Genomic DNA, 22,085 nt, shown 5'->3' with positions numbered 1-22,085 from the left:
GGTTTTTCGTTGTCGCCCGCTATTCGGCGGCCGAGCGGAACCCCTCCACCCCGCGATGGTCGGGGTTGAGGCGTGCCAGCGCCTCCTTGGCGGTCTCGCCGGGATATTCCGTGTCGATGTAGACCGCGCGCCCGTCCAGCGACTTGTTGACGAGGATGATCGTGTCGAGAACCTCGGTGAAGGTCGCGCGCTTGTCCTCGGGGCCTGCGATCAGGAGCTGAAGCCCCATGTCGCGGAAGAAGCGCAGGAGCGCCTGCGTGTTCGGCACGTCGAGCTTGTTGAAGGCCTCGTCGAAGAGCGCAAGGCCCATGCCGACCGGACGCCCGGCGATGTGGCCGGGGAAGTAGGCGAGCGCCAGCGAAGCGGCGATCGCGACGTAGAACGGCACCTGCGCCTCGCCGCCCGAACCCTTCATGGCGCGCGACGACAGCGTGGTGCGATTGCCGTCGGCGTCGCTCATCACGATCTCGAACGTGTAGTACTGGCGGTAATCGGCGAGCAGCGCCGCATCCTCCGCCCCCTCGATCATCGCCTCGACCTCGCCCATCGAGCTTTCGAACGTCTCGTCGGACAGCTGTCCGTCGGCGGCGCGCTGCGCGAGGTCGTGCATCCCCTCGAAGCGGCCATTCACCGCATAGGAGAACGCGTAGGTCTGGCCGGTGAAGCGGTGGCGCTTGAGGAGCCGGTTGATGCCGGCGAGGCGGTAGCCGACGCGCGCCAGCTTTTCCGACAGGCGCGCCAGGAGATCCTCGCGCATCATCCGGCGCATCTCGGCCGCCGCCTTCACGCAGGCGTCGCGGTGGCCGCGCAGTTCGTGCGTCTCCAGCCGCGCCGTTTCCTCCAGCACCCAGGCGAGCGCCGCGACCATGGTCTCGCCGTCGAAGGCCGGCACCGGCGCACTCCAGCGTCCGGCATATTCGGTGAGCTCGCGCAGCGCCGACAGCTGCTCGCGCCGTGCCGTGCCCTCGGCGCTCTCGGCGGCCGCCTCCGCCTCGTTGCGCCGGGTCGCCAGCCACGCCGGCGCATCGCGCCGCTCGGCCTCGCCCCCAGTGATCTCGGCCCGCAAGGCGGCGGCCACGCCGGCGAGCGTGCGCGGCGCACCGTCGCCGGCCGGTACGAGGGCGAGAAGCTCGGCGGTGGCATCGGTCGCGAGCACCGCCCAGCTCCGCCGCCGGCGCGCGAACGCCGCCCTGTGCCGCTCGGCCGCCATGTCGGCGCGCGCGGTCAGCGTCGCCACCGTCTGGCGCAGCGTCTCGACCTTGGGCTCGACCTCTTCGGCGAGTTCCGTCGCATAGGCATCGCGCTCGGCCCGGACCTCCTCGATCTCGGCCTTCAGCGTCGCCGCCTCGCCGTCTTCCAGCGCCTTGCGGTCGCGGACCAGTTCGTCGGCGCGCTGGCGCACGGTGAGCGCGCGGCGCGCGAGTTCGGCCGGTCCGGCCTCCGGCGACAGGGCGGCCAGAGCCGGCCCCAGCGCCCGCGCCCCCTCGCGCGCCTCGCGAAGCCGGGCGCGCACCTCAACGAGTTCCACCTCCAGCCGCCCCCGCTCCGCCTCGAGCCCGGCGCCGTCGCTCATTGCGTTGCCGCGCCCGAACAGAAGATCGCCGAGGTCGCGCTGGACCGAGAGGCCCATGCCCGACGAGGTCTTGCCGTTGCGCATGACGCCGCGCTCCAGCCGGTCGAGTTCGGCGTCGGTTTCGGCCTTGCGGAAGGCGCCGATGCGCACATTGAGGAAGGCACGCGCATGCGGATCGTCGGTCGTCAGCGCCTCGAGAATGCTGCCGGCGGGCGGGCGGGCGTTGGTCGAGCGCGTCGCGGAGGTCTTGACCAGCGTGCAGCCGGCAAAGGCGTTCCGGTCGCGCCACATCAGGTCGAAGGCCTGCGAGAGCAGCGCCGGCTCGACGATCAGCGCTTCGCGGCCTCGGCCGAGGAGAGCCTCGGCGGCGTACTGCCAGCTCGGATCGGCGACATCGACCACGTCGCAGAGCGGCACGGCCGGAATGCCGGCCGCCTGAAGCTGGGCGAGAAGGCGCGAGGCCTCGCGCGACAGGCTGCCGCCCGCCCCTTTCGGCCGCGACAGGGCCCCGCGCAGGCGCTCGAGCTCGGCCTCCAGCGCATGGGCGCGGCTCCCGAGGCGCTCGGTCGCCTTGTCGAGCGCCGCCTCGAACCCGTCCGCGCGGCGCGCCGCCGCCACGAGGTCCTCCAGCCGGTCGCCCTTGCCGCGCGCATGGTCGAGGAAGCTGTCGCCGTCGCGCACCAGGGTCAGCGCCTCGGCGGCCGCCCGGCCGGCCTCGACCGCGCCCGGCGGCAGGTCGGCCGCATGGCGCAGCACGAGACGGGCGAGCGTGCCAAGCGCGGCTGCGATCCGGCCCCAACCCTGCTCGATCTCGCGAATGTCGCGTTCGTTCAGACGCGTTTCGGCTGCGATCTCGCGCAACCGTCCTTCGCCGCCGCCGGCGGCCAGACGGGCGGTCTTGTCGCGGATTTCCTCGTCCCACGAGCGGATCCATTCGCGCCGCGTCGCCAGAACGCCCTGCTCGATCGACAGTTCACCCTGCCGCTCGGCCAGCGTGCGCCGGATGCCGAGCCATTCCTGCCCCGTGCGGCGCGCCTGGAAGGCGGCGGAGCGCCAGCGGCCGAGATCGGCCGCGAGGCGCTCGCGCCCCCAGGTCTGGAATTTCGACGCGATGCGCGAAACGTGGGCGTGCTTCGCCTCGGCCTCCTCGATGAGGCCCTCCAGCTCGCGCCAGGTCGCGATCGAGGCACGCACGCGCTCGACGTCGAGCGGATCGGGCTCCAGCACGAAATCGCGCACGAAGACGGTCGGGTCGAAGATCGGGCGGAAGGCGAGCGCGTTGGAGAAGGCGCGCAGGAAATGGCGCGCGTTGGGCGCCGCCGCCGGCCCGCGCATGGCGACCAGCATCTCGGCGGTGAACTTCTCGGCCGACGCCTTGTACTCGGCAAAGGCCGGGCAGTTCGCCCGCAGGTCGGCGGCGATCTCGCTCCACGGCATCACCGTCTCGACGCCGTTCTCGCGGCGCCGGACGGCTTCCAGCGAGAAGGCATGGCCGGGCGCGATGAAGCGCGACAGGATCTCCTCGCGCGTGTCGCCCTGGCGGGCGGCCATGGCGATGCCGACGGCGATCGGCTCGCCGGTCTGGTCGTTGGCGAAGGTGAGGACGAGGAGCGTCTCGCAGGATGAACGCAGCGGGCGGCCGTTCTCGGCCGGATCGCCCGTCATCCCGAGGCAGTATTCCAGCACCGAGCGCGAGGAGCGACCGGAGGCGCTGGCGTTGAGGTTCAGCCGGTTCTGGCTGGCGCCGGTGATGACGGTCTGGATCGCATCCTGGATCGAGGTCTTGCCGGCACCCGTCGGGCCGATCAGCGCCGCCTCGCCGCGGATGTCGATGTCCTTGGCGTCGATCAGGTACCAGTTCGAAAGCGAGATCCGCCTGAGGCTATACATTCGGCTCGTCCCCGGGCGACGCGTCGCGATCGTTGTCGGCGGTTCTCGCCCCGGAGGGAAGGGCCACCGGGGCGCTCGCCCACAGGATCAGCTCCTTCACATAGGAATCGGGCACGAGAATGCCGACGCCGGGCAGAACCGTCAGCGGCGACAGGCGGCGCACGCGGTCGCGCTCGCCAAGGCGCAGGGCGCCGTGGCGGGCGAAGGTGCGCAGGATCTCGAGAAGCCGGACCTCCTCCGGCGGCGGAGCCTGCGTCAGCGCCGCGATGCGATCGACGAGATCGTCGGTGGTGGCGGTGACGACGCTCCCGTCGCCGGCCTCGTGGGCGCGCAGCGCCTCCTCCCAGAGAAGACGCAGCGCGAGGAGCACGATCGTCTCGTCCTTGCGCAGCCGCTCGAAGAGGCCGTCGTAGCGCGGCGCGTCGGCGGGCACGGCGAGCGCCACCATCTGGTCGCGCGGCGAGACCATGAGCCGGTAGCCGAGCGAGCCGAAATAGCGCTCGAAGAAGGTCGGATAGGCGCGCACGAGATCGTAGGTGCGCCCGACATTGGGCGTATGCGAATAGACGCACTGGCGCGTCATCATCACCTGCAGCGCGCGCGTCATCTCGTCGGCCGTCGGTCGCTTGCCGGCGATGTGGCCGCCGGCCCAGTCGCCGTCGACGATGTCGCGGAATTCGTCGGTCTCAGGCGGCATCGACATGGGCTCCCGGCCGGCGGCGGATCACGAAGTCCTGGCAGGTGATCCAGCGGTTGGCGCAGCGGTCCTCGAGAAACTCGATCTCGTAGCGCTTGGCCAGCAGGCCGCCGAAGATCGAGGGCAATTCGCGCAGGCGCTGGAAGGCGACGAAGTCGTCGACCGAGGCGAGCGTCACGTCGCGCGCCCGCACCTCCGCGCGCGGCCCGAGGACGCGCTCGACATAGGCCGACAGCACCGGCGCGGTGACGCGGGTGCGGCGGACGTATTCCTCCTTGGCGCGGGCATAGAGCACGGCGGCCGGATCGGGCGTCAGATCGCGCAAGGCCACCACAGCCACCGGCGCCTTGTCGCGTCGGGGCGCCGGCACATGCGGCGGCCCGAGCGGCAGGATGCGCGGGATCAGCATCGGCGCGACCGGCACCTCGCCCTCCTCCGGCCGCAAGGCGACGAGCCGCAGCGCCTCGGCGAGTTCCGCGGTCGAGCCGGCGGCGATGCGGTCCATCTGGCGCGCGGCGTTGACCATGCGTCGCTCGATGCGCGCGACCGTCGCGTTGATCGCGTCGAGGTGCCGCTCGGCGGCCTCGAAGACGTGGACGATGCGCGACAGTTCCTCGCGGATCTCCGCCTCGCCGTCGGCGCCGTCCTCGAGCCGCCCCTCGCGCCCATAGGCATCGCCGAGCGTCGAGAGCAGCGCCCGGTTCTCGAACATCTCCGTCGCCTGCCGGATGATCGCAGTGCGGAAGCGGAACGGGTTGTCCTTGGTCTGAAGCGTCTTGAAGTCGCGGATGAGGTGCCGCTCGACGAAGTCGCCGAAGAACTGGTGGAAGATCGCGCGCAAGGAGGGCTGGCGCAGGATGCGCTCCTCCGCCTGCCGGAGCGAGACCGCGACCGTGCGCATATGGCCCATGAAGTCCTCGGCACCGCGCAGCGCGTTGCGCAGGGCTTCGGAGCGCTCGTCGGGATGGGCGGCGGCACCCTCGAGGCCGCTCAACACCTCCAGCACCGCGCCGCCGTAGGAGCGCGTCTCGCCGCGCTCGATGCGCGAGAGAAGATGGAGAAGCCCGGCCGCCTCCGGATCGAGGTCGACGAGGCGCAGGTAGCGGTCGCGGTGCTCGACCATCCAGCCGGTCTCGACAAGACGGTCGTAAACGGCCCGCGCCCGCTCCTCGGGTCGGCCAGCCGGCATGTCCGGCTCGTCGTCATTGCGTGCGGCAAGGAACGTCTCGATCGCGCGCAGGACGTCGACCCGTCGCGGCGCCTCGGCCGAGGGCTCGAAGGTCTCGTGGAAGATGTGGAGGAGGAGGTCGGAATAGAGCCGCTTCGCCGGAGCCGCCAACGGCTTGAAGAGATCCGGCGGCAGGACGTCGAAGAGCGGCATTCCGATCCGGGAGCTGGTTGAACGAGGGCGCGGCGCGCCGAAACGGTCCGATCACGGACCGGGCTGCGCCCGGCCGGACCTTGCGTGGACCTGTTCCCCGCTCTTAACCCTCTCGCGGGGCGGGATCAACCGGGACCCGATCCACCCGCCGACGGCCGTCCGTCCCGCGCCGCCTTCCTGGCCCGCTTGCCGTCGAGGACGAGGAAACGCCGGGCGGGTTCATGGCCGGGAAGCCGCAGGAAGAGCTGGCCGAGGTCGGCCTCCTGCACGTGGTCGGCGGCATCGACGATCGAAAACCAGCGCCGCTCGCGCTGGTCCTTTTCCTTCCAGGTCTTCAGCGCCTTCTCGACGCGCAGGAGGAAGACGTCCACCTGCAGAAGGCGGGTCTCGACCCGGCCGCGCTGCCAGTAGGCGTAGCGTCCGACGGGCTCGGCCAGAAGCTTGCCCTTAACCCCGGCCTCCTCGCGGGCCTCGACACCCGCCGCATCGTGGTCGTCGAGGCCGTTCATCGGCCAGCCCTTGGGAATGATCCAGCGGCGCGTCTCGCGCGAGGTGACCAGCAGCACTTCCAGTTCGCCGTCCTCGCGCAGGCGGACCGGGAGCGCGGCGATCTGATCGCGCGGCCCCTTGGCCGGTTCGGGATCGAACATCTGCATCGCCGTCTGCATCATCGCCTTCCAAAGCCTGGGCACGTCGCTCACAACCCTAGCGCGGGAGGCACACGCATGCGTCGTTGAATGGCCGTTTCAATCAATTTTTGTGTGGTCATTGCGTCGATCGACGGCGCCATCGGACCAGCCGGGCACGCGCGTTGAACGGGCGTTCAACGTATACGCCCAATGGGGCCTCGCGTCTTGCGTTTTTTACTTCGGCGTGTAGCCGGTCGGCGGGTAGCGATGCACCTGCCCGCTCGGATCGGTGACCTCGTACGCCTCGTCGACCTCCTCGATGAAGCCGGGCCCGATTGGCACCTTGCCATGGCCGCCAGGGATGTCCAGCACGTAGATCGGCTGGCAAAGGCCGGAGATCTGGCCGCGAAGGCCCTTCATCAGCGCCTGCCCTTTCGCCACCGTGGTGCGCAGGTGGCTGGTTCCCGGCGCGAGATCGCCCTGGTGGAGGTAGTAGGGCTTGATCCGGTTCCCGACGAAGCAGCGCATCAGACGCGACAACGTGTCCGCGTCGTCGTTGACGCCGCGCAGGAGCACCGACTGGCTGACGAGGGGCACGCCGCCGTCGACGAGGCGGGCGACCGCGGCCTGCGCGGCCGGGGTGAACTCGCGGGGGTGGTTGGCGTGGAGCGCGACGAAGGTCGCGCCGGGAAAGGCGCGCAGCGCGGCGACCAGCGCCGCATCGACGCGCGCCGGCTCGACCACCGGCACGCGCGTGTGGAAGCGCATGACCTTGACGTGTCCGATCGCCCCGAGCGCGCGCCCGAGCGCCTCCACCCGGCGGGGCGACAGGAGGAACGGGTCGCCCCCGGTGACCACGACCTCCCAGATCTCGGGCCGGCTGGCGATATAGGCGATCGCGGCGTCGAGTTCCGCCTCCGACAGGCTGCCGTTGCCGTCCGGCCCCACCATCTCGCGCCGGAAGCAGAAGCGGCAGTAGACCGGACAGACGTGCAGCGGCTTGAGGAGCACCCGGTCGGGATAGCGGTGGACGATGCCCGCCACCGGCGAATGCGCGTCGTCGCCGATCGGGTCGGCATCCTCCTCGGGCGTCGCCTGAAGCTCGGCCTCGCTCGGCACGAACTGCCGGCCGATCGGATCGTCGGGGTCGTCGATGAGATCGGCCATGTCGGGCGTGACCGAGACGGCGTAGCGCGCGGCCACCTGTTCCAGTTCGGCCAGCCGCTCCGGCGGCGCGAGGCCGGCCTCGACCAGCGCGGCGGCGCTGCGCAGGGGGCGCGTCACGAGCGGATATCCGCGACCGGTGTCCAGACGACGTCCTCGATGCGCGAGGCGCCGGTCGCCAGCATCACCAACCGGTCGAAGCCGAGCGCGATGCCGCTGGCCTCCGGCATCGCGCCTAGCGCCGCGAGGAAGTCCTCGTCCAGCGGATAGCGCTCGCCGTAGACGCGTTCGCGCTCGTCCATCTCCGCCATGAAGCGACGGCGCTGCTCGGCGGCGTCGGTCAGTTCGCCGAAGCCGTTGGCAAGCTCCACGCCGCAGCAGTAGAGCTCGAAGCGTTCGGCAACGCGCGGATCGCCGGCGCTGACGCGCGCCAGCGCCGCTTCCGGCACCGGGTAGTCGTAGAGGATGGTCGCACGGCCCTGCCCGAGGCGCGGCTCGATCCGCTCCGTCAGGACGCGGCTGAAGAGATCGGCCCAGGTGTCGTCGGGCGCGGTGCGCAGGTCCAGCGCCCGGACCGCCGCGGCCAGCTGGTCGCGATCCGTCGCGCCGCCCGGCTCGACGCTCGCCAGGATGTCGATGCCCGCAAAGAGCTGGAACGCCTCGGCGACGCTGATGCGTGCAGGCTCGAAGTAGGGGTCGGCCCGCCGGTCGCGGAAGGCGAAGCGCCGGACGCCGGCCGTGTCGGCGGCGAGCGCCAGAAGCGCCGCGCAGTCCGCCATCAGCGCGTCGTAGGTCTCGCCGGCGCGGTACCATTCCAGCATCGTGAAGGAAGGATGATGCAGCGCGCTGCGCTCGCCGTTGCGGTAGACGGGCGCGAGCGAGAACAATCGCTGTTCGCCCGCCGCCAAGAGCTTCTTGCAGGCGAACTCGGGCGAGGTGTGGAGGTAGAGCGGCTGGCGCGTGCCGTCGGAACGCGCCTCGAGCGTGGCGAATGCCGCCAGATGCGCCTCGTTGCCGGGCGAGACCTGCAGCGCCCCGGCCTCGACCTCGACGAAATCGCGTGCGCCGAACCATGCGCGCAGCGCGCCGGACAGGGCGTTGCGCAGCATCAGCCGCGGGCGGCGATCGGCGTGGACATGGGGCGCCCACCAGGGCGAGGCATCGGTCATGGCGGCCTTGGACAAGGGGGCGCGTTGGCTGGAGCGGCCGATCGAAACGGACCCGCCCGACTGGCGGCGGACCGTCAGATGCGCTAGGGCCCGGGGATCGAGGCTCGGACGAGCTCCCTTACAACATCAGACCGAAATCAGGAACAAAGCCCGTGAAGGTGATCGCCAGTTCGCTCCGCAAAGGCAACGTCGTCGAACGCGACGACGGCAAGCTCTATGTGATCCTGTCCGCGGAGAACATCCACCCCGGCAAGGGCACCCCCGTCACCCAGCTCGACATGCGCCGCATTTCCGATGGCGTGAAGGTGTCGGACCGCTACCGCACCACCGAGCAGGTCGAGCGCGCCTTCGTGGAGGAGCGCGAGCACACGTTCCTGTACTCGGACGACGAGGGCTTCCACTTCATGAACCCGGAGACCTTCGACCAGGTCGCGGTGCCCGAGAGCGTCGTCGGCGACTACGCGCCCTACCTGCAGGAAGGCATGGCGGTTCAGGTCGCCGTCTACAACGGCCTTGCGATCTCGATCGAGCTACCGCAGCGCGCGATCTACGAGGTCACCGAGACCGAGCCGACCACCAAGGGCCAGACGGCCTCCTCGTCCTACAAGCCGGCCGTCCTGTCGAACGGCGTGCGCACGCTGGTTCCCCCGCACATCGCGGCCGGCACCCGCATCGTGGTGATGACGGCGGACGGCTCCTACGTCGAGCGCGCCAAGGACTAACGGACCAGGCGCGCCATAAGCCGGCGAACCAATCCGCCGATGGTGCGTTCGGACCAACGGGTGGGAACCGACAAGGCTCCCTCCCCCGCAGTGACTATGGAGACTCGACCTCGCATGGTGCTCCCTCTCGAGGAACGCGGCGCGATCGGCGCGCTGATCGGCTCGCGCAACTGGAGCGACGGCCCGCTCGGGCCCCCGGCCGCCTGGACGCCGACGCTGCGCACCGCCGTCGACCTCATCCTTTCGTCGCACGCCCAGATCGTCCTCTTCTGGGGACCGGACCATCTCGCCTTCTACAACGACGCCTATGCGCCGACAATCGGGACGAAGCACCCGCGCGCGCTTGGCCGACCCGCCCGCGAGAACTGGTCCGAACTCTGGGACGATCTCGGGCCGCTTCTCGCCGGTGTGGTGCGGACCGGCGAGACGATATCGGCCAAGGACCGCCCGTTCCGGATCGAGCGCCACGGCTTTCACGAAGAGGTGTTCTTCGACATCAGCTACTCGCCGGTGCACGACGAAAGCGGCGCGGTCGCGGGCGTCCTGTGCATCGTGTCGGAGACTACGGGCCGCGTCATCGGCGAGCGTCGGCTTCTGGAGAGCGAGAGCCGATTTCGCAACATGGCCGACAACGCCCCGGTGATGCTCTGGGTGACCGACCCGGACGGGCGCTGCACCTATCTCAACCGATCCTGGTACGAGACCACCGGGCAGACGCCGGAGGCCGCGGAAGGCTTCGGCTGGCTCGATGCCACGCATCCCGACGACGCCGAGGAGGCGGGGCGCGTCTTCCGCCGCGCCAACGCCGCGCACGAGGCGTTCCGGCTCGAGTATCGCCTCCGTCACCGCGACGGTCGCTATCGCTGGGCGATCGACGCCGCCTCGCCGCGGTTCGACGAGACCGGCGCGTTTCTCGGCTTCGTCGGATCGGTGATCGACATCGACGAGCGCCGGGCCGGCGAGGATCGCCTGCGCGCCAGCGAAGCCGGGTTCCAGGCGATCGCCAACACGATCGACCAGATGGTCTGGACGACGCTGCCCGACGGCTTCCACGACTACTACAACGATCGCTGGTACGAGTTCACCGGCATGCCGCACGGCTCGACCGACGGCGAGGGCTGGAACGGAATGTTCCACCCGGACGACCAGGACCGGGCCTGGGGCGTGTGGCGCCGGTGCCTCGCGACCGGCGAGCCCTACCATATCGAGTACCGGCTTCGGCACCGCTCGGGCGAGTACCGCTGGGTGCTCGGCCGCGCGCAGGCGATGCGCGACCCGGCGGGCCGCATCATCCGCTGGTTCGGCACCTGCACCGACATCCACGACTTCAAGCTGGAGGAGGAGCGCCGCGCCTTCCTCCTCGACCTCAGCGACACGCTGCTCGGCCACCCCGATCCTGCCGGCGTCGAGACGACGACAACCCGGCTTCTCGGCCAACGGCTGGGCGTCGCGCGCTGCGGCTACGGCGACATGGATGCCAGCGGCGAGATCGTGCGTGTCGCGCGCGACTGGACCCGTTCGCCGGAGATCATGAGCCTTGCCGGCGAGAACCGCATCCTCAACAAGTTCGGCCCCTCCGCCATCGCCGAACTGCACGCGGGCCGGACGCTGGTGGTCGAGGACGTGCGCGCCGATGCGCGCATCGACGAAAGCTTTTACGGGACATGGGACGGGATCGGTTGCAGGGCGCTCGTCGTCGTACCGATGCTGCGCGACGGCGCGTTGCGCTCGCTCCTCTACCTTCACGAGCCCCTCCCCCGGCGCTGGACGCCGGCCGAAATCCAGCTCTGCGACGAGGTCGCCGCTCGCACTCGCGAGGCGCTGGAGCGCGCACGCGCGGAAGCCGCCCTGATCGAACTCAACGCCTCGCTGGAAGAGCGTGTGCGCGAGCGCACCGCCGAGCTCGAGCGCACTTCGGAGGTGCTGCGGCAGGCGCAGAAGATGGAGGCCGTCGGCCAACTGACGGGCGGCATCGCGCACGACTTCAACAACATGCTGTCGGTGATCATCGGCTCGCTCGACCTCCTCGGCCGCCGCCTGCCCGAGGGCGAGGCGCGGCTGCGCCGCTACGCCGAGAACGCGATGGAGGGCGCGCGGCGTGCGGCGACGCTGACGCATCGGCTTCTCGCCTTCTCGCGCCAGCAGCCGCTCAACCCGCAGGCGGTCGACCTCAACAAGCTCGTCTCGGGCATGTCCGAACTCATGCGCCGGACGCTGAGCGGCAACATCCGGCTTGAGACCGTTCTCGGCGGCGGTCTCTGGTCCTGCTCGGTCGACGCCAACCAGCTCGAGAACGTCATCGTCAACCTCGCCGTCAACGCCCGCGACGCGATGCCGGAGGGCGGGCGCCTGACGATCGAGACGCAGAACGCCCATCTCGACGACCGCTATGCCGCGGCCGACATCGGCATCGTGCCGGGCCAGTACGTCCTGGTGGCGGTGACCGACACCGGCACCGGGATGAGCCCCGATGTCATGGCCAAGGCCTTCGACCCGTTCTTCACCACCAAGGAGATTGGCAAGGGCACGGGTCTCGGCCTCAGCCAGGTCTACGGCTTCGTGAAGCAGTCCGACGGGCACGTGAAGATCTATTCCGAGCCCGGCCGGGGCACGAGCGTGAAGATCTACCTGCCGCGGCTCGTCGGCGAGCACGACGTGACCGATCAGGTCGCGGCAGCGCTGCCGGAGCTCACCGACCCGTCCGCCGAGCTGATCCTGGTGGTGGAGGACGACGAAAGCGTGCGTCGCGTCACGATCGAGGCGGTGCAGGAACTGGGATACCGCACGCTCGAGGCCGACGGCGCGGCGGAGGCTCTACGGCTTCTGGCGCAGCGGACCGACATCGACCTCCTGTTCACCGACGTCGTGATGCCAGACATCGATGGGCGCATGCTGGCCGAAGAGGCGCGGCGGGAGCGCCCCGACCTGAAGGTCGTCTTCACCACCGGCTACACCCGCAACGCCATCGTCCACCATGGCGTGCTCGATGCCGGGGTGCGGCTTCTGACGAAGCCCTTCTCGCTGGAGGATCTGGCGATGAAGCTGCGCGACGCCCTCGACGAAACCTAAGCCGCATCACGCGCGTCGCCGCGGCCACGGCGCCGCCGGAAGACACGCCGGACATGAAAAAGCCCGGCGGCGACCGAAGCCGCTCCGGGCCAGTGCGGGAGCGTGGGCAGGATCTGGCGCCGCTCGGGCGCCGACCGTCAGTTCGTCGGCGCGATGTCGCCGGCGACCTTGCGCAGCGAGTTGGCGTCGTAGGGCTTGGGCAGGAGCGGCCAGTCGAGCTTCTGGACGTTGACGTAGCCCGACACGAGCACGATGCGCACATGCGGATAGCGCTCTGCCACCGCCTGCGCGAGCTCGGGACCCGACATGCCGGGCATGCGACAGTCGCTGAACAGGAGCGCGACCTCGGGACGACGCTCCAGAACCCGAAGGGCCGAGGCCCCGTCGGAGGCTTCCAGCACCTCGAACCCCATCTCCTCGAACATGTCGACCGCGTTCAATCGCACCAGCGGCTCGTCGTCGACGACGAGCACGACCTTCCGCGACCCAGTCTGCAAATCACCGTGCATTCCGATGCCTGTCCGTCCGATCGGGAGCCTGAAGAAAGCTGGCTCCGCCGATCTCATGAGGGTGGTTCCATCCCGGCTTCAACATAGCCGGGCGAGCGCTTGAAATTCTAAATGGTGCGCCGGCAACGGATGGGAACCCCCTGAACGCGCGTTCAGCCGAGGCCAAGACCGGAATCGTGCAACCGCGGCGCGTAGCTTCGGTCCCGCGGGACCGGTGACGGCGCGCCGGCCCGCACCCGCCCGGCGCGTGCCGGGCGACCGCGCAGGCCTTCGGCCAGCGTCAGCGCGTCGGGCCAGGGGCCGAAGCCGCTCGCGATGTTGACGTGCCCCGCCTCGCCGAGATCGTAGAGCGCGGAGCCCCAGGTCGCGGCGCAACGCTCGGCGCCCGCAAAGCTCATGTAGGGATCGTTGCGGCTGGCGACGAGGATCGAGGCGAACGGCAGGCGGGATTGCGCGCCCTCTGCGAAAGAGGCGGCACTCGGCACGGTTTGCGAGAGGCTGGCGACATCGGCCGGAGCAACCAGCAGCGCACCCCCGACATGGGAGGCGGCCGGGCGGCCGGCGAGCGCAGCGACCAGCGCGCAGCCCAGACTATGGGCGACGAGGATCACGCCGGGACGGCTCGCCATCAGCGCCGCCTCCAGCTGGTGCAGCCAGTCGGTGAGAACCGGCCTTGCCCAGTCCTCCTGCTCCACCAGCGTCGCCTGCGGGTCGATTTCCAGCCAATGGTGCTGCCAGTGGCCGGCGGGCGAGCCGTTGAGGCCGGGGACGATCAGCGTCTCGGTCATGGGTCGCGAGCCTTTCCTGCCGCATCGAAGTCGACAGGGAAGGTAAGGCCCGACGTCGCCGGCCGACACGCACAACATACTCTTTTTATCGACTGAGGCGGAAAGCCGATCCGCCGCCCGCCACCTTATGCGCCGAGCGCCAGTTCGCGGAACTCGGCCTCGAGGCTTTCGGGTGCGCCCGCCGCCTCCGCCAGCGTGCGCTCGTCGAGCACGGCGGAGATGGCGTTGCGCACCTCCAGCATGATCCGCCGCACGGCGCAGGAGCGCTCGTCCCGGCAGTCGTCGCAGCGGCGATAGGCGGTCCGGCTGGCGCAGGGGATGGGCGCGAGCGGCCCGTCGAGCACGCGCAGGACATGGCCGACCCGGATCTCGGACGGCGGGCGGGCGAGAATGTAGCCGCCGCCCCGCCCCTTGCGGGCATGGATCATCCCGGCGACGCGCAGTTCGCCGAGGATGGTGTCGAGGAACTTCTTGGAGATATTGTGCGCCCTTGCGATCTCCTCGGAGAGCGCGCGCTGGCCTTCGGGCAGTTCGGCAAGATGCAGCATGGCCTTCAGGCCGTACTTGCCCTTCATCGTCAGCATGGCGGGGACTTCGTTGGCGGGAAGCGGAACAGGGGCACGCTCCGACAGGTAGACCGCGCCGCGCCGGATTTCCAGCGCGGCGCGGGAGACCGAGGGGCTGCTCCGGCGGAACCGCCCCCGTCCGGTCGATCAGAACGGCGAGTCGGGGTAGTAGAACTCCTTCGCGTTGTCCTTGGTGACGAGCGTCGCGTCGAGGACGTAGTTGCCGCGCACCGGGTTCTGGTCGAAGAGGCCGGCGGCCGTCAGGTCCATCGCGGTCGCGATCATCGCGGGCGGATAGAGAACGTCGACCGGAACCATCTTGTCGCCGTCCTGCACCTTCTTGATCATGTCCTTCATGCCGGCGCCGCCGACCACGAACTGGATGTCGGACCGGTTGCTCTGGGCGATCGCCTCAAGGATGCCGACGACCATGTCGTCGTCCTGCGCCCAGACCGCGTCGATCTTGGGATACTTGGCGAGGTAGTCCTGCATCACCTTGAAGGCGTCGTCGCGCGACCAGTTGCCGAACTGGCGGTCGAGGATCTTGACCTTGGAGCCCGCGATCCCTTCGTCGAAGCCCTTCTGGCGCTCCTCGTCGATGACGATCGGCAGGCCGCGGATGACGACGATGTCGCCGCCGTCCGCCATGCGCTCCTTCATGTATTCGCCCGCAACGCGGCCGAGGCCGTGGTTGTCGCCGGCGACATAGAGGTCCTGGATCGAGGGATCGGAGAGAGCCCGGTCGACCACCGTGACGAAGACGCCCTTCTCCTTCACCTGCCGGATCGGGTCGGTCAGTTCGTCGGAATTGTGCGGCAGGGTGACGAGGGCGTTGATGCCCTGCGCGGTCAGGTCCTCCAGGGCGTTCGCCTGGGACGCGCCGTCGGGCGAGGTTTTCACCACGATGTCGAGGCCGGGATAGCGCTCCTCGAGGAGTTTGGCCTCGCGCTCGGCGTGGTAGACGACGCCGCCCGTCCAGCCGTGGTCGGCGGCCGGGATCGACACGGCCATGGTGAGCTTCTTGTCCTGCGCGAGCGCGAGACCGGCGGTGGACAGGACGGCGAGGGCCGCGAGCCCGGCGACGATGCGTTTCATGTGGGTTCCTCCCGAATGCCGGAGCTTATCTGGTTTGCGGCGGACGGCGCGCCCCGGACAGGGCGCCGCCCGCTTCGGTCACCGGCGCGACAGGGAGCGCTGGATCAGCATCGCCAGGATGATGATCGCCCCCTGGACCGCGCCGATGAGGTATTCGCTGACGAGGTCCGAAAGGACCATGATGTTCCCGACGAGTTCGAGGATCAGCGCCCCGCAGATCGTGCCCCAGACCCGCCCGACGCCGCCGCGCAGCGCCGTGCCGCCGATGACGACGGCGGTGATCGCCTGCAGCTCCCACAGAAGACCCGTCGTCGCCGTCGCGGCGCCGAGGCGCGGCACGTAGACGAGGACCGCGACCGCCACGCACAGTCCCTGGATGACGTAGGTGATGGTGCGCACGCGGTTAACGCGGATGCCCGAATAGCGCGCGACGTCCTCGCTGGAGCCGACGGCCATGACGTGTCGGCCGAAGCGCGTGCGGTAGAGGACGAAGGCGCCGAGCGCGGCGACCACGAGAAACGCGATCACCGGCACGGGCACGCCGAGGACATTGCCGAAATAGACCGGCCGGTAGGCCGCACGCAGCTCCTGCGAGCTCAGGGCGATCGACCCGCCCTCGGCAAGCCAGATGGTGAGGGCGCGGAAGATACCCATCGTGCCGAGCGTGACGATGAACGGCTCGATGCGGCCGAGCGTCGTCATCAGGCCGTTGGCGAGGCCGCAGAGCGCCCCGACCCCGAGCGCCATCGCCATGCCGAGCGCGATCGTCGGCACGGCGCCCTCCACCGGCGCCGCGTTCAGGAACAGAATCATCGTCCCGGCGACGAAGGCCGCCATGGAGCCGACCGACAGGTCGAGCCCGCCGGCCGAGATCACGAAGGTCGCCCCCACTGCGATGATCGCGATGAAGGCCGAGCGGGTCACGACGTTGGAGAGGTTGTCGATCCCGAGGAAGTTCGGGTTGATCAGCGCGCCGAAGACGAGGAGCGCGGCGAGCGCGACGAAGGGCGCGACCGCCCGAAGGTCGATCTCGCGGCGGGAGCTCGGCGCCTGGGCTGGCGAGGTGGCGTCGGTCATGCGGGTTCGGCTCCCTCGACCGCCAGCGCGGCCTGTTTCTCGCCGGCGCCCGTCGCCAGCATCACGATGTTGCGCTCGGTCATCGCCTCGCCCGCGACCTCGCCCGCGATCGTCCCCTCGCGCATCACGACGATGCGGTCGCACAGGCCGATGAGTTCCGGCATTTCCGACGAGATCACGATCACCGCACGGCCCTCGGCCGCGAGCTGGGCGAGGAACCGGTAGATCTGCTCCTTGGTGCCGATGTCGATGCCGCGGGTCGGCTCGTCGACCACGACGACGCGCGGGTCGAGCAGCATCATCTTGGCGAGCAGCAGCTTCTGCTGGTTGCCGCCGGACAGCTGCCCCGCGAGAAGATCGCGCCGGCGGGTGCGGATGTCGAAGTCGCGGATGGCCGTGTCGAGCGCCTTGTCCTCGCGCGCCGGCTGAAGCAGCGGGCCGCTGGCGAAGCGGTCGAGCGCGGCGAGGGTCAGGTTGGTGCGCAGCGTCTGGGCGAGCAGCAGCCCTTTGCCCTTGCGGTCCTCGCTGAGGTAGACGATCCCCGCGTCCATGCTCTCGCGCGCGTCGCGAAAGCGAACCGGCTCGCCGTCGAGGCGCACCGTGCCCTCGGCCGGCCGAAGGCCGAGAACGCCCTCGAGAAGCTCGGTGCGCCCGGCGCCGACCAGCCCGGCAAAGCCGAGGATCTCTCCCTTAGCCACCTCGAACGCGCCCGATCGGACATAGCCCGGCACGCGCATGTTCTCGGCCGCCAGCACCGGCGTGCCGCGCCCCTGCGCCACGCGATCGGGATAGAGCTTGGAAACGTCGCGCCCGACCATCAGGCGCGCCATGTCGGCGGGCTCGAGGTCGGCGGCATCGTAGCTGCCGACCCGCCGCCCGTCGCGCAAGACCGTGACGCGGTCGGCGAGACGCTTCACCTCCGGCAGGCGATGCGAAATGTAGAGGACGCCGACGCCGCGAGCGCGAATGTCCGCGATCACCCTGAGAAGCGCCTCGGTCTCGTGCGGGGTGAGCGAGGCAGTGGGCTCGTCGAAGATCACCACCTCGTGCGGCACGAGAAGGGCGCGGGCGATCTGCACGAGCTGGCGCTGCGCGATCGACAGCGAGCCGACACGCACACGCGGGTCGATCGAAGCGCCGAGGCCCTCCAGCGCAGCCCGTGCCGAGGCGTTCATCACGCGATCGTCGAGCGTCAGCCCGCGGCGCACCTCGCGCCCGAGGTGGATATTCTGGGCGACCGTCAGGTCGGGTGCGAGCAGGATCTCCTGATGGACCAGAACGACGCCACGCCGCTCGGCCTCGACCGGTCCCGACAGGCGCACCGGCTCGCCCTTGAGCAACAGGTGTCCGCCGGTCGGCTGGAGATGCCCGGCGAGGATCTTCATCAGCGTCGACTTGCCGGCGCCGTTCTCGCCGATGATGGCGTGCACCTCGCCCGCCCGAAGGTCGAAGCGGATGTCGCCCAGCACCTCCACCGGCCCGAAGGACTTCGAAATGCCCTCGGCCGCGATCGCGACGCGCGCGCCGCGATCGGCTCCCGCGCTGGGACCGATCATCGCTGTTCCCTCCCAAGACCGACGGGGGCTCTCCCAAGCCCGATTCCGTCGTCTCCTCGATCATCAGTCTAGCTTGTCGATTTGTCCGACAAAATCAATCGCCTCGCGCGAGTTCACACAACCGTCAACGACCCGGATCAGCCGACCGGCGTCCAGACGCTGCCGCCGCGCGACGAGGCGACGGCCGCCTCGATGAAGCGCATGCCGGCCAGCCCGTCCGCGACGGTGGGATAGGTGACGGCACCGTCCGGTGCCCCGCCGCCGCGCGCGGCGAGGATCGCCTCGGCCACCTCGGAATAGATGTTGGCGAAGCCCTCGAGATAGCCTTCGGGATGGCCCGGCGGCACTCGCGTCATCCGCGCAGCGGCAGCCAGCGAGCCCGCGCCGTTGCGGGTGAGGAGCTGCTTCGGCTGCCCGAGGCGCGAGAACCAGAGCTGGTTGGGGTTCTCCTGGCACCATTCGAGCCCGCCCTTGGTGCCGTATACCTGCAGCCGCAGCGCGTTCTCGTTGCCGACCGCGACCTGGCTCGCCCAGAGCACGCCCTTGGCGCCGCCCTCGTAGCGCAGGAGCACGCGCACGTCGTCGTCGAGTGCTCGGCCTTCGACGAAGGTCGTGAGCTCGGCCAGAAGCTCGCGCGTCTTCAGGCCCGAGACGAAGGCGCCGAGATTGTAGGCATGCGTGCCGATGTCGCCGATGCAGCCGCCGGCGCCCGAGCGCGCCGGGTCGGTGCGCCACTCGGCCTGCTTCGAGCCCGTCGCCTCGGCGCGCTCGGACAGCCAGTCCTGCGCGTACTCCATCTGCACGAGGCGGATCTCTCCGAGCTCGCCCGCCTCGACCATCGCCCGCGCCTGCCGGATCAGGGGGTAGCCGGTGTAGTTGTGGGTGAGCGCGAAGATGCGCCCGCTCTTCGCCTGCAGCGCCACGAGGTCCTCGGCCTCCGCGACCGAGACCGACAGGGGCTTGTCGCAGATGACGTGGATGCCGGTTTCCAGGAAGGCCTTGGCCGCCGGAGCGTGCATGTGGTTGGGCGTGACGATCGAGACCGCCTCGATCCCGTCGGCGCGCGCGGCCTCGGCCGCGGCCATCTCGGAGAAGCTCGCGTAGGAGCGATCCGGGGCGAGCCCGAGGTCGGCCGCCGACGCGCGGGCACGCTCGGCGTCCGACGAGAGCGCGCCCGCCACGAGCTCGTACCGGTCGTCGAGCCGCGCGGCGATGCGGTGGACGGCCCCGATGAAGGCCCCCTGCCCGCCGCCCACCATGCCGAGCCGGATGCGCCGCGCGCCGCCTTCGGTTCCCTTGCCTGCCTCGATGGCCATGTTGCGTCTCCTTAAGCGTCGAGGCCGAGCATGCGGCGGTTGGCGGCGTCGTCGGTGCCGCCGGCGGCAAAATCGTCGAAGGCGCGCTCGGTCACGCGGATGATATGGGCGGCGATGAAGGGCGCGCCCTCGGCCGCGCCCTGCTCCGGGTGCTTGAGCGCGCACTCCCATTCCAAGACCGCCCAGCCGTCGAAGCCGTATTGCGTGAGCTTGGAGAAGACGCCGGAGAAATCGACCTGCCCGTCGCCGAGCGAGCGGAAGCGGCCGGCCCGGTTCGCCCAGGACTGGAAACCGCCGTAGACGCCCTGGCGGCCGGTCGGATTGAACTCGGCGTCCTTGGCGTGAAAGGCGCGGATGCGCTCGTGGTAGATGTCGATATAGGCGAGGTAGTCGAGGCCCTGCAGGACGAAATGCGAGGGATCGTAGAGGAGGTTGGCGCGGGCATGGTCGCCGGTGCGCTCCAGGAACATCTCGTAGGAGGCGCCGTCGTGGAGGTCTTCGCCGGGATGGATCTCGTAGGCGATGTCGACGCCTTCGGTCTCGGCATGGTCTAGGATCGGCTTCCAGCGGCGCGCCAGCTCGTCGAACGCGGTCTCGACGAGGCCGGCCGGCCGCTGCGGCCACGGGTAGACGAAGGGCCAGGCGAGCGCGCCGGAAAAGGTCGCGTGCGCCTTGAGGCCGAGATGACGCGAGGCGGTGAGCGCGCGCTTCACCTGGTCGGTCGCCCAGTCCTGACGCGCCTTCGCGTTGCCCCGCACATGGGGTGCCGCGAAGCCGTCGAAGGCTTCGTCGTAGGCCGGGTGCACGGCGACGAGCTGGCCCTGGAGGTGGGTGGACAGCTCGGTGATCGCGAGACCGTGCTGCGCGGCGACACCGGCGATCTCGTCGCAGTAGTCCTTCGATTCCGACGCGCGCTCGAGATCGAAGAGGCGGGCGTCCCAGGTCGGGATCTGCACGCCCTTGTAGCCGTGCCCGGCGGCCCAGCCGCAGATCGCGTCGAAGGAGTTGAAGGGCGCTTCGTCCCCGGCGAACTGCGCCAGGAAGATGCCCGGTCCCTTGATGGTCTTCATCCTGCGTCGTCCTCCCCTTGCGAAGCGGCCGCCGCCCGCCGCCGCCGCCGCGAACGGGCGGTGCGGCGGCGCAGACGGACGCCCGCGCGGCCTGTTTCCTCCCGGCCGGCGCGGGCGCACGATGGCACGATTCGGCCGAGCGTCCCACCCGTCTCGCGCGTGCGCCCGGCCGCAATCGCTTTGCCTGGAAGTGGCCGCTGCTCGCTTTCAAAATGCGATGCCCGAGAGGAAATCTGACGTTGCGGCACCTCGAGGAACGCCGCGCGCCATATTTTTGAAATAATCTCGTACACGATGGGAACGAGGAGCCCTCCCATTTGCTTATTCGGCAAAATGAAAGGGATCACTCCATGAAACTCACCATCCTTGCCGCCGTCTCCGCCCTTGCCCTGACCAGCGGCGCCGCCCTCGCGCAGTCCGCGCCGTCGGTCGCGACCCCGCAGAACTCCTCGTCGGTCCCGGTGCCGGGCACCAGCGCGGGCCTCGACAGCGTCCTGCCGGCCGATCAGGCCTCCGAGGTCAAGACCAACCGCGACGCGCCCCCGGCCACGACCGACGCCGCCACCAGCTCGATCCCGGTCCCGGGCAACACGTCGGGCATCGGTTCGGCGATCGACGCCGAGGCTGCCAGCACGGTCGTCGTGCCGCGCGACGCCGCGCCGGTTGCGCGCGACTCGTCGGTGCCGGTCCCGGGCACGAGCGCCGGTGACGACACGGTCACGCCTGCCAACTAAGGCCATCTCTGAACGGAAAGGCCGTCGCACTTCGGTGCGGCGGCTTTTTTGCGTGGGGCATTCCACGCGGTGACGGCGATCGGGGGAGCCGCTATCCTCGACGCTGGAGGATTCGCGCGTGGACGTCAGGCAGCTTCGATACTTCGTCGCCATAGTGGAGAGCGGCTCGATCTCGCGCGCCTCGGGGCGGCTCAACATCGCGCAACCCTCGCTCAGCCTTCATGTGCGCAACATGGAGGCCGATCTTGGCGTGCCGCTCCTGTTCCGCACCGCGCAGGGCGTGCAGCCGACGGAAGCGGGCGAGATTCTCCTGCGCAACGCGCGCGCCATCGTCGCGCAGTTCGAGGAGGCCGAGCGCGAGATCCGCGGCAGCGGCGCCGAGCCGGCGGGCGAGGTGCGATTGGGCCTCCCCTCCTCGATCGCGCAGGTGCTCGGCGTTCCGCTGGTGCTGGCCGCGCAGGAGCGCCTGCCGAAGGTCAAGCTTCGCATCGCCGAGGCGATGAGCGGCTACGTCCTCGACTGGCTGCGGCTCGGACGCGTCGACCTCGGCCTTCTCTACGCCTTCGTCGAGGATCGGGGCCTGCGCTCCATCGGCCTCCTGTCGGAGGCGCTGCACCTCTTCGGCCCGGCGTCGGACCCCGATACGGCAGCGCTCCCCCCGTCGGGGTCCTCCGTTCCGGCCTCGCTGCTGGCGGGCCTGCCGCTGATTCTGCCGAGCCCCGGCCATGGCTTACGCGACCTTCTCGACGAACGGGCGGCCACCGAGGGAACGCGCCTGTCCGCCGCCATCGAGATCGACGCCTACGGCGCGATCAAGTCGCTGGTCGAGAAGGGCCTCGGCTATTCCGTCCTTCCCGCCCATGCGATCCGGCGCGAGACCAAGGGCGGGGCGATCCGTGCCTGGCCGTTCGAGCCGGCCTTCCTGCGGACGGTGCATCTCGTCGAGCCGATCGACCGGCCGCTGTCGCACGCCGTGCAGGCCGTGGAGAAGCTGTGCCGGCAGACGCTGCGCGACCTCGTCCGCTCGGGCGAATGGAGCGGCGCGCAGATGCGGGTCAGCAGCTAGCCGCCACACCGGGC

Annotated in this window: 18 protein-coding genes; 4 read left to right on the top strand and 14 right to left on the bottom strand. The window is 70.1% G+C overall.

The features are described 5' to 3' along the window. Window positions 1-19 precede the first annotated feature (19 nt). From QZ753_RS02995 to epmA, 6 genes are all read right to left on the bottom strand, one after another. Window positions 20-3,463 (bottom strand): SbcC/MukB-like Walker B domain-containing protein, encoded by a 3,444-nt coding sequence (locus tag QZ753_RS02995; RefSeq protein ID WP_294641085.1) that lies wholly within the window; start codon window positions 3,461-3,463, stop codon window positions 20-22. Continuing rightward, window positions 3,456-4,160: a DUF4194 domain-containing protein gene (locus QZ753_RS02990; RefSeq protein WP_294641082.1), complete on the bottom strand. Its 705-nt coding sequence runs from the start codon at window positions 4,158-4,160 to the stop codon at window positions 3,456-3,458. Before QZ753_RS02990 ends, QZ753_RS02995 begins: the two co-directional genes overlap by 8 nt. Next, the gene (locus tag QZ753_RS02985; RefSeq protein ID WP_294641080.1) at window positions 4,150-5,541 is read right to left on the bottom strand and encodes a Wadjet anti-phage system protein JetA family protein; all 1,392 of its coding nucleotides are present in this window, start codon (window positions 5,539-5,541) and stop codon (window positions 4,150-4,152) included. The genes QZ753_RS02990 and QZ753_RS02985 overlap by 11 nt, the downstream gene beginning before the upstream one ends. Before the next feature lie 125 nt (window positions 5,542-5,666). Beyond that, on the bottom strand, window positions 5,667-6,233 hold the full coding sequence (locus QZ753_RS02980; RefSeq protein ID WP_294641079.1) for an NUDIX hydrolase: 567 nt from the start codon (window positions 6,231-6,233) through the stop codon (window positions 5,667-5,669). 171 nt (window positions 6,234-6,404) lie between these two features. Then, complete coding sequence (locus tag QZ753_RS02975) at window positions 6,405-7,454, bottom strand: lysine-2,3-aminomutase-like protein (protein ID WP_294641076.1); 1,050 nt, start codon at window positions 7,452-7,454, stop codon at window positions 6,405-6,407. Continuing rightward, window positions 7,451-8,503: an EF-P lysine aminoacylase EpmA gene (gene epmA / locus QZ753_RS02970; RefSeq protein ID WP_294641148.1), complete on the bottom strand. Its 1,053-nt coding sequence runs from the start codon at window positions 8,501-8,503 to the stop codon at window positions 7,451-7,453. The genes QZ753_RS02975 and epmA overlap by 4 nt, the downstream gene beginning before the upstream one ends. Before the next feature lie 152 nt (window positions 8,504-8,655). On the opposite strand from epmA, the gene efp reads away from it, so the two are divergent. Both efp and QZ753_RS02960 read left to right on the top strand, forming a co-directional pair. After that, window positions 8,656-9,225, top strand: a complete 570-nt coding sequence (gene efp, locus QZ753_RS02965; RefSeq protein ID WP_294641074.1) for an elongation factor P — start codon at window positions 8,656-8,658, stop codon at window positions 9,223-9,225. 114 nt (window positions 9,226-9,339) lie between these two features. After that, window positions 9,340-12,294: a PAS domain S-box protein gene (locus tag QZ753_RS02960; protein ID WP_294641072.1), complete on the top strand. Its 2,955-nt coding sequence runs from the start codon at window positions 9,340-9,342 to the stop codon at window positions 12,292-12,294. A 137-nt stretch (window positions 12,295-12,431) separates the two neighbouring features. Here the strand turns inward: QZ753_RS02960 and QZ753_RS02955 are convergent, their stop codons facing one another. The 8 genes from QZ753_RS02955 to QZ753_RS02920 form a co-directional block, all read right to left on the bottom strand. Continuing rightward, a complete protein-coding gene (locus tag QZ753_RS02955; RefSeq protein ID WP_294641070.1) occupies window positions 12,432-12,767 on the bottom strand; it encodes a response regulator in 336 nt (111 codons plus the stop codon). A gap of 188 nt (window positions 12,768-12,955) precedes the next feature. Further along, on the bottom strand, window positions 12,956-13,591 hold the full coding sequence (locus tag QZ753_RS02950; protein ID WP_294641068.1) for an alpha/beta hydrolase: 636 nt from the start codon (window positions 13,589-13,591) through the stop codon (window positions 12,956-12,958). 125 nt (window positions 13,592-13,716) lie between these two features. Continuing rightward, on the bottom strand, window positions 13,717-14,175 hold the full coding sequence (locus tag QZ753_RS02945) for an Rrf2 family transcriptional regulator (protein ID WP_055893361.1): 459 nt from the start codon (window positions 14,173-14,175) through the stop codon (window positions 13,717-13,719). Window positions 14,176-14,304: 129 nt separating this feature from the next. Then, complete coding sequence (locus QZ753_RS02940) at window positions 14,305-15,252, bottom strand: substrate-binding domain-containing protein (RefSeq protein ID WP_294641065.1); 948 nt, start codon at window positions 15,250-15,252, stop codon at window positions 14,305-14,307. A 78-nt stretch (window positions 15,253-15,330) separates the two neighbouring features. Then, a complete protein-coding gene (locus QZ753_RS02935; RefSeq protein ID WP_294641063.1) occupies window positions 15,331-16,329 on the bottom strand; it encodes an ABC transporter permease in 999 nt (332 codons plus the stop codon). Continuing rightward, window positions 16,326-17,885: a sugar ABC transporter ATP-binding protein gene (locus QZ753_RS02930; RefSeq protein ID WP_294641061.1), complete on the bottom strand. Its 1,560-nt coding sequence runs from the start codon at window positions 17,883-17,885 to the stop codon at window positions 16,326-16,328. The genes QZ753_RS02935 and QZ753_RS02930 overlap by 4 nt, the downstream gene beginning before the upstream one ends. Window positions 17,886-18,022: 137 nt before the next feature. Beyond that, window positions 18,023-19,201 carry a Gfo/Idh/MocA family oxidoreductase gene (locus QZ753_RS02925; RefSeq protein WP_294641059.1) on the bottom strand — a complete coding sequence of 393 codons (1,179 nt, stop codon included), beginning with the start codon at window positions 19,199-19,201 and terminating at the stop codon, window positions 18,023-18,025. 11 nt (window positions 19,202-19,212) lie between these two features. Continuing rightward, window positions 19,213-20,271: a sugar phosphate isomerase/epimerase gene (locus QZ753_RS02920; protein WP_294641057.1), complete on the bottom strand. Its 1,059-nt coding sequence runs from the start codon at window positions 20,269-20,271 to the stop codon at window positions 19,213-19,215. 350 nt (window positions 20,272-20,621) lie between these two features. Between QZ753_RS02920 and QZ753_RS02915 the strand changes: the two genes are divergently transcribed. Then, the gene (locus tag QZ753_RS02915) at window positions 20,622-21,005 is read left to right on the top strand and encodes a hypothetical protein (protein WP_294641055.1); all 384 of its coding nucleotides are present in this window, start codon (window positions 20,622-20,624) and stop codon (window positions 21,003-21,005) included. A 118-nt stretch (window positions 21,006-21,123) separates the two neighbouring features. Next, complete coding sequence (locus QZ753_RS02910) at window positions 21,124-22,071, top strand: LysR family transcriptional regulator (protein WP_294641053.1); 948 nt, start codon at window positions 21,124-21,126, stop codon at window positions 22,069-22,071. The last annotated feature ends 14 nt before the right edge of the window (window positions 22,072-22,085 follow it).

Source organism: uncultured Aureimonas sp., assembly GCF_913775355.1.
Taxonomy (GTDB): Bacteria; Pseudomonadota; Alphaproteobacteria; order Rhizobiales; family Rhizobiaceae; genus Aureimonas.
The sequence above is the reverse complement of the archived record's forward strand: the minus strand, read 5'-3'. Positions and strand labels throughout refer to the sequence as shown.

Excerpts from the sequence above, each read along its gene's own strand:
- QZ753_RS02995 (WP_294641085.1), bottom strand. The coding sequence starts at position 3,463 with ATGTATAGCCTCAGGCGGATCTCGCTTTCGAACTGGTACCTGATCGAC.
- QZ753_RS02985 (WP_294641080.1), bottom strand. The coding sequence starts at position 5,541 with ATGCCGCTCTTCGACGTCCTGCCGCCGGATCTCTTCAAGCCGTTGGCG.
- epmA (WP_294641148.1), bottom strand. The coding sequence starts at position 8,503 with ATGACCGATGCCTCGCCCTGGTGGGCGCCCCATGTCCACGCCGATCGC.
- QZ753_RS02925 (WP_294641059.1), bottom strand. The coding sequence starts at position 19,201 with ATGGCCATCGAGGCAGGCAAGGGAACCGAAGGCGGCGCGCGGCGCATC.
- QZ753_RS02920 (WP_294641057.1), bottom strand. The coding sequence starts at position 20,271 with ATGAAGACCATCAAGGGACCGGGCATCTTCCTGGCGCAGTTCGCCGGG.
- QZ753_RS02940 (WP_294641065.1), bottom strand. The coding sequence starts at position 15,252 with ATGAAACGCATCGTCGCCGGGCTCGCGGCCCTCGCCGTCCTGTCCACC.
- QZ753_RS02915 (WP_294641055.1), top strand. The coding sequence starts at position 20,622 with ATGAAACTCACCATCCTTGCCGCCGTCTCCGCCCTTGCCCTGACCAGC.
- QZ753_RS02935 (WP_294641063.1), bottom strand. The coding sequence starts at position 16,329 with ATGACCGACGCCACCTCGCCAGCCCAGGCGCCGAGCTCCCGCCGCGAG.
- QZ753_RS02930 (WP_294641061.1), bottom strand. The coding sequence starts at position 17,885 with ATGATCGGTCCCAGCGCGGGAGCCGATCGCGGCGCGCGCGTCGCGATC.
- QZ753_RS02990 (WP_294641082.1), bottom strand. The coding sequence starts at position 4,160 with ATGCCGCCTGAGACCGACGAATTCCGCGACATCGTCGACGGCGACTGG.
- QZ753_RS02950 (WP_294641068.1), bottom strand. The coding sequence starts at position 13,591 with ATGACCGAGACGCTGATCGTCCCCGGCCTCAACGGCTCGCCCGCCGGC.
- QZ753_RS02945 (WP_055893361.1), bottom strand. The coding sequence starts at position 14,175 with ATGCTGACGATGAAGGGCAAGTACGGCCTGAAGGCCATGCTGCATCTT.
- QZ753_RS02960 (WP_294641072.1), top strand. The coding sequence starts at position 9,340 with ATGGTGCTCCCTCTCGAGGAACGCGGCGCGATCGGCGCGCTGATCGGC.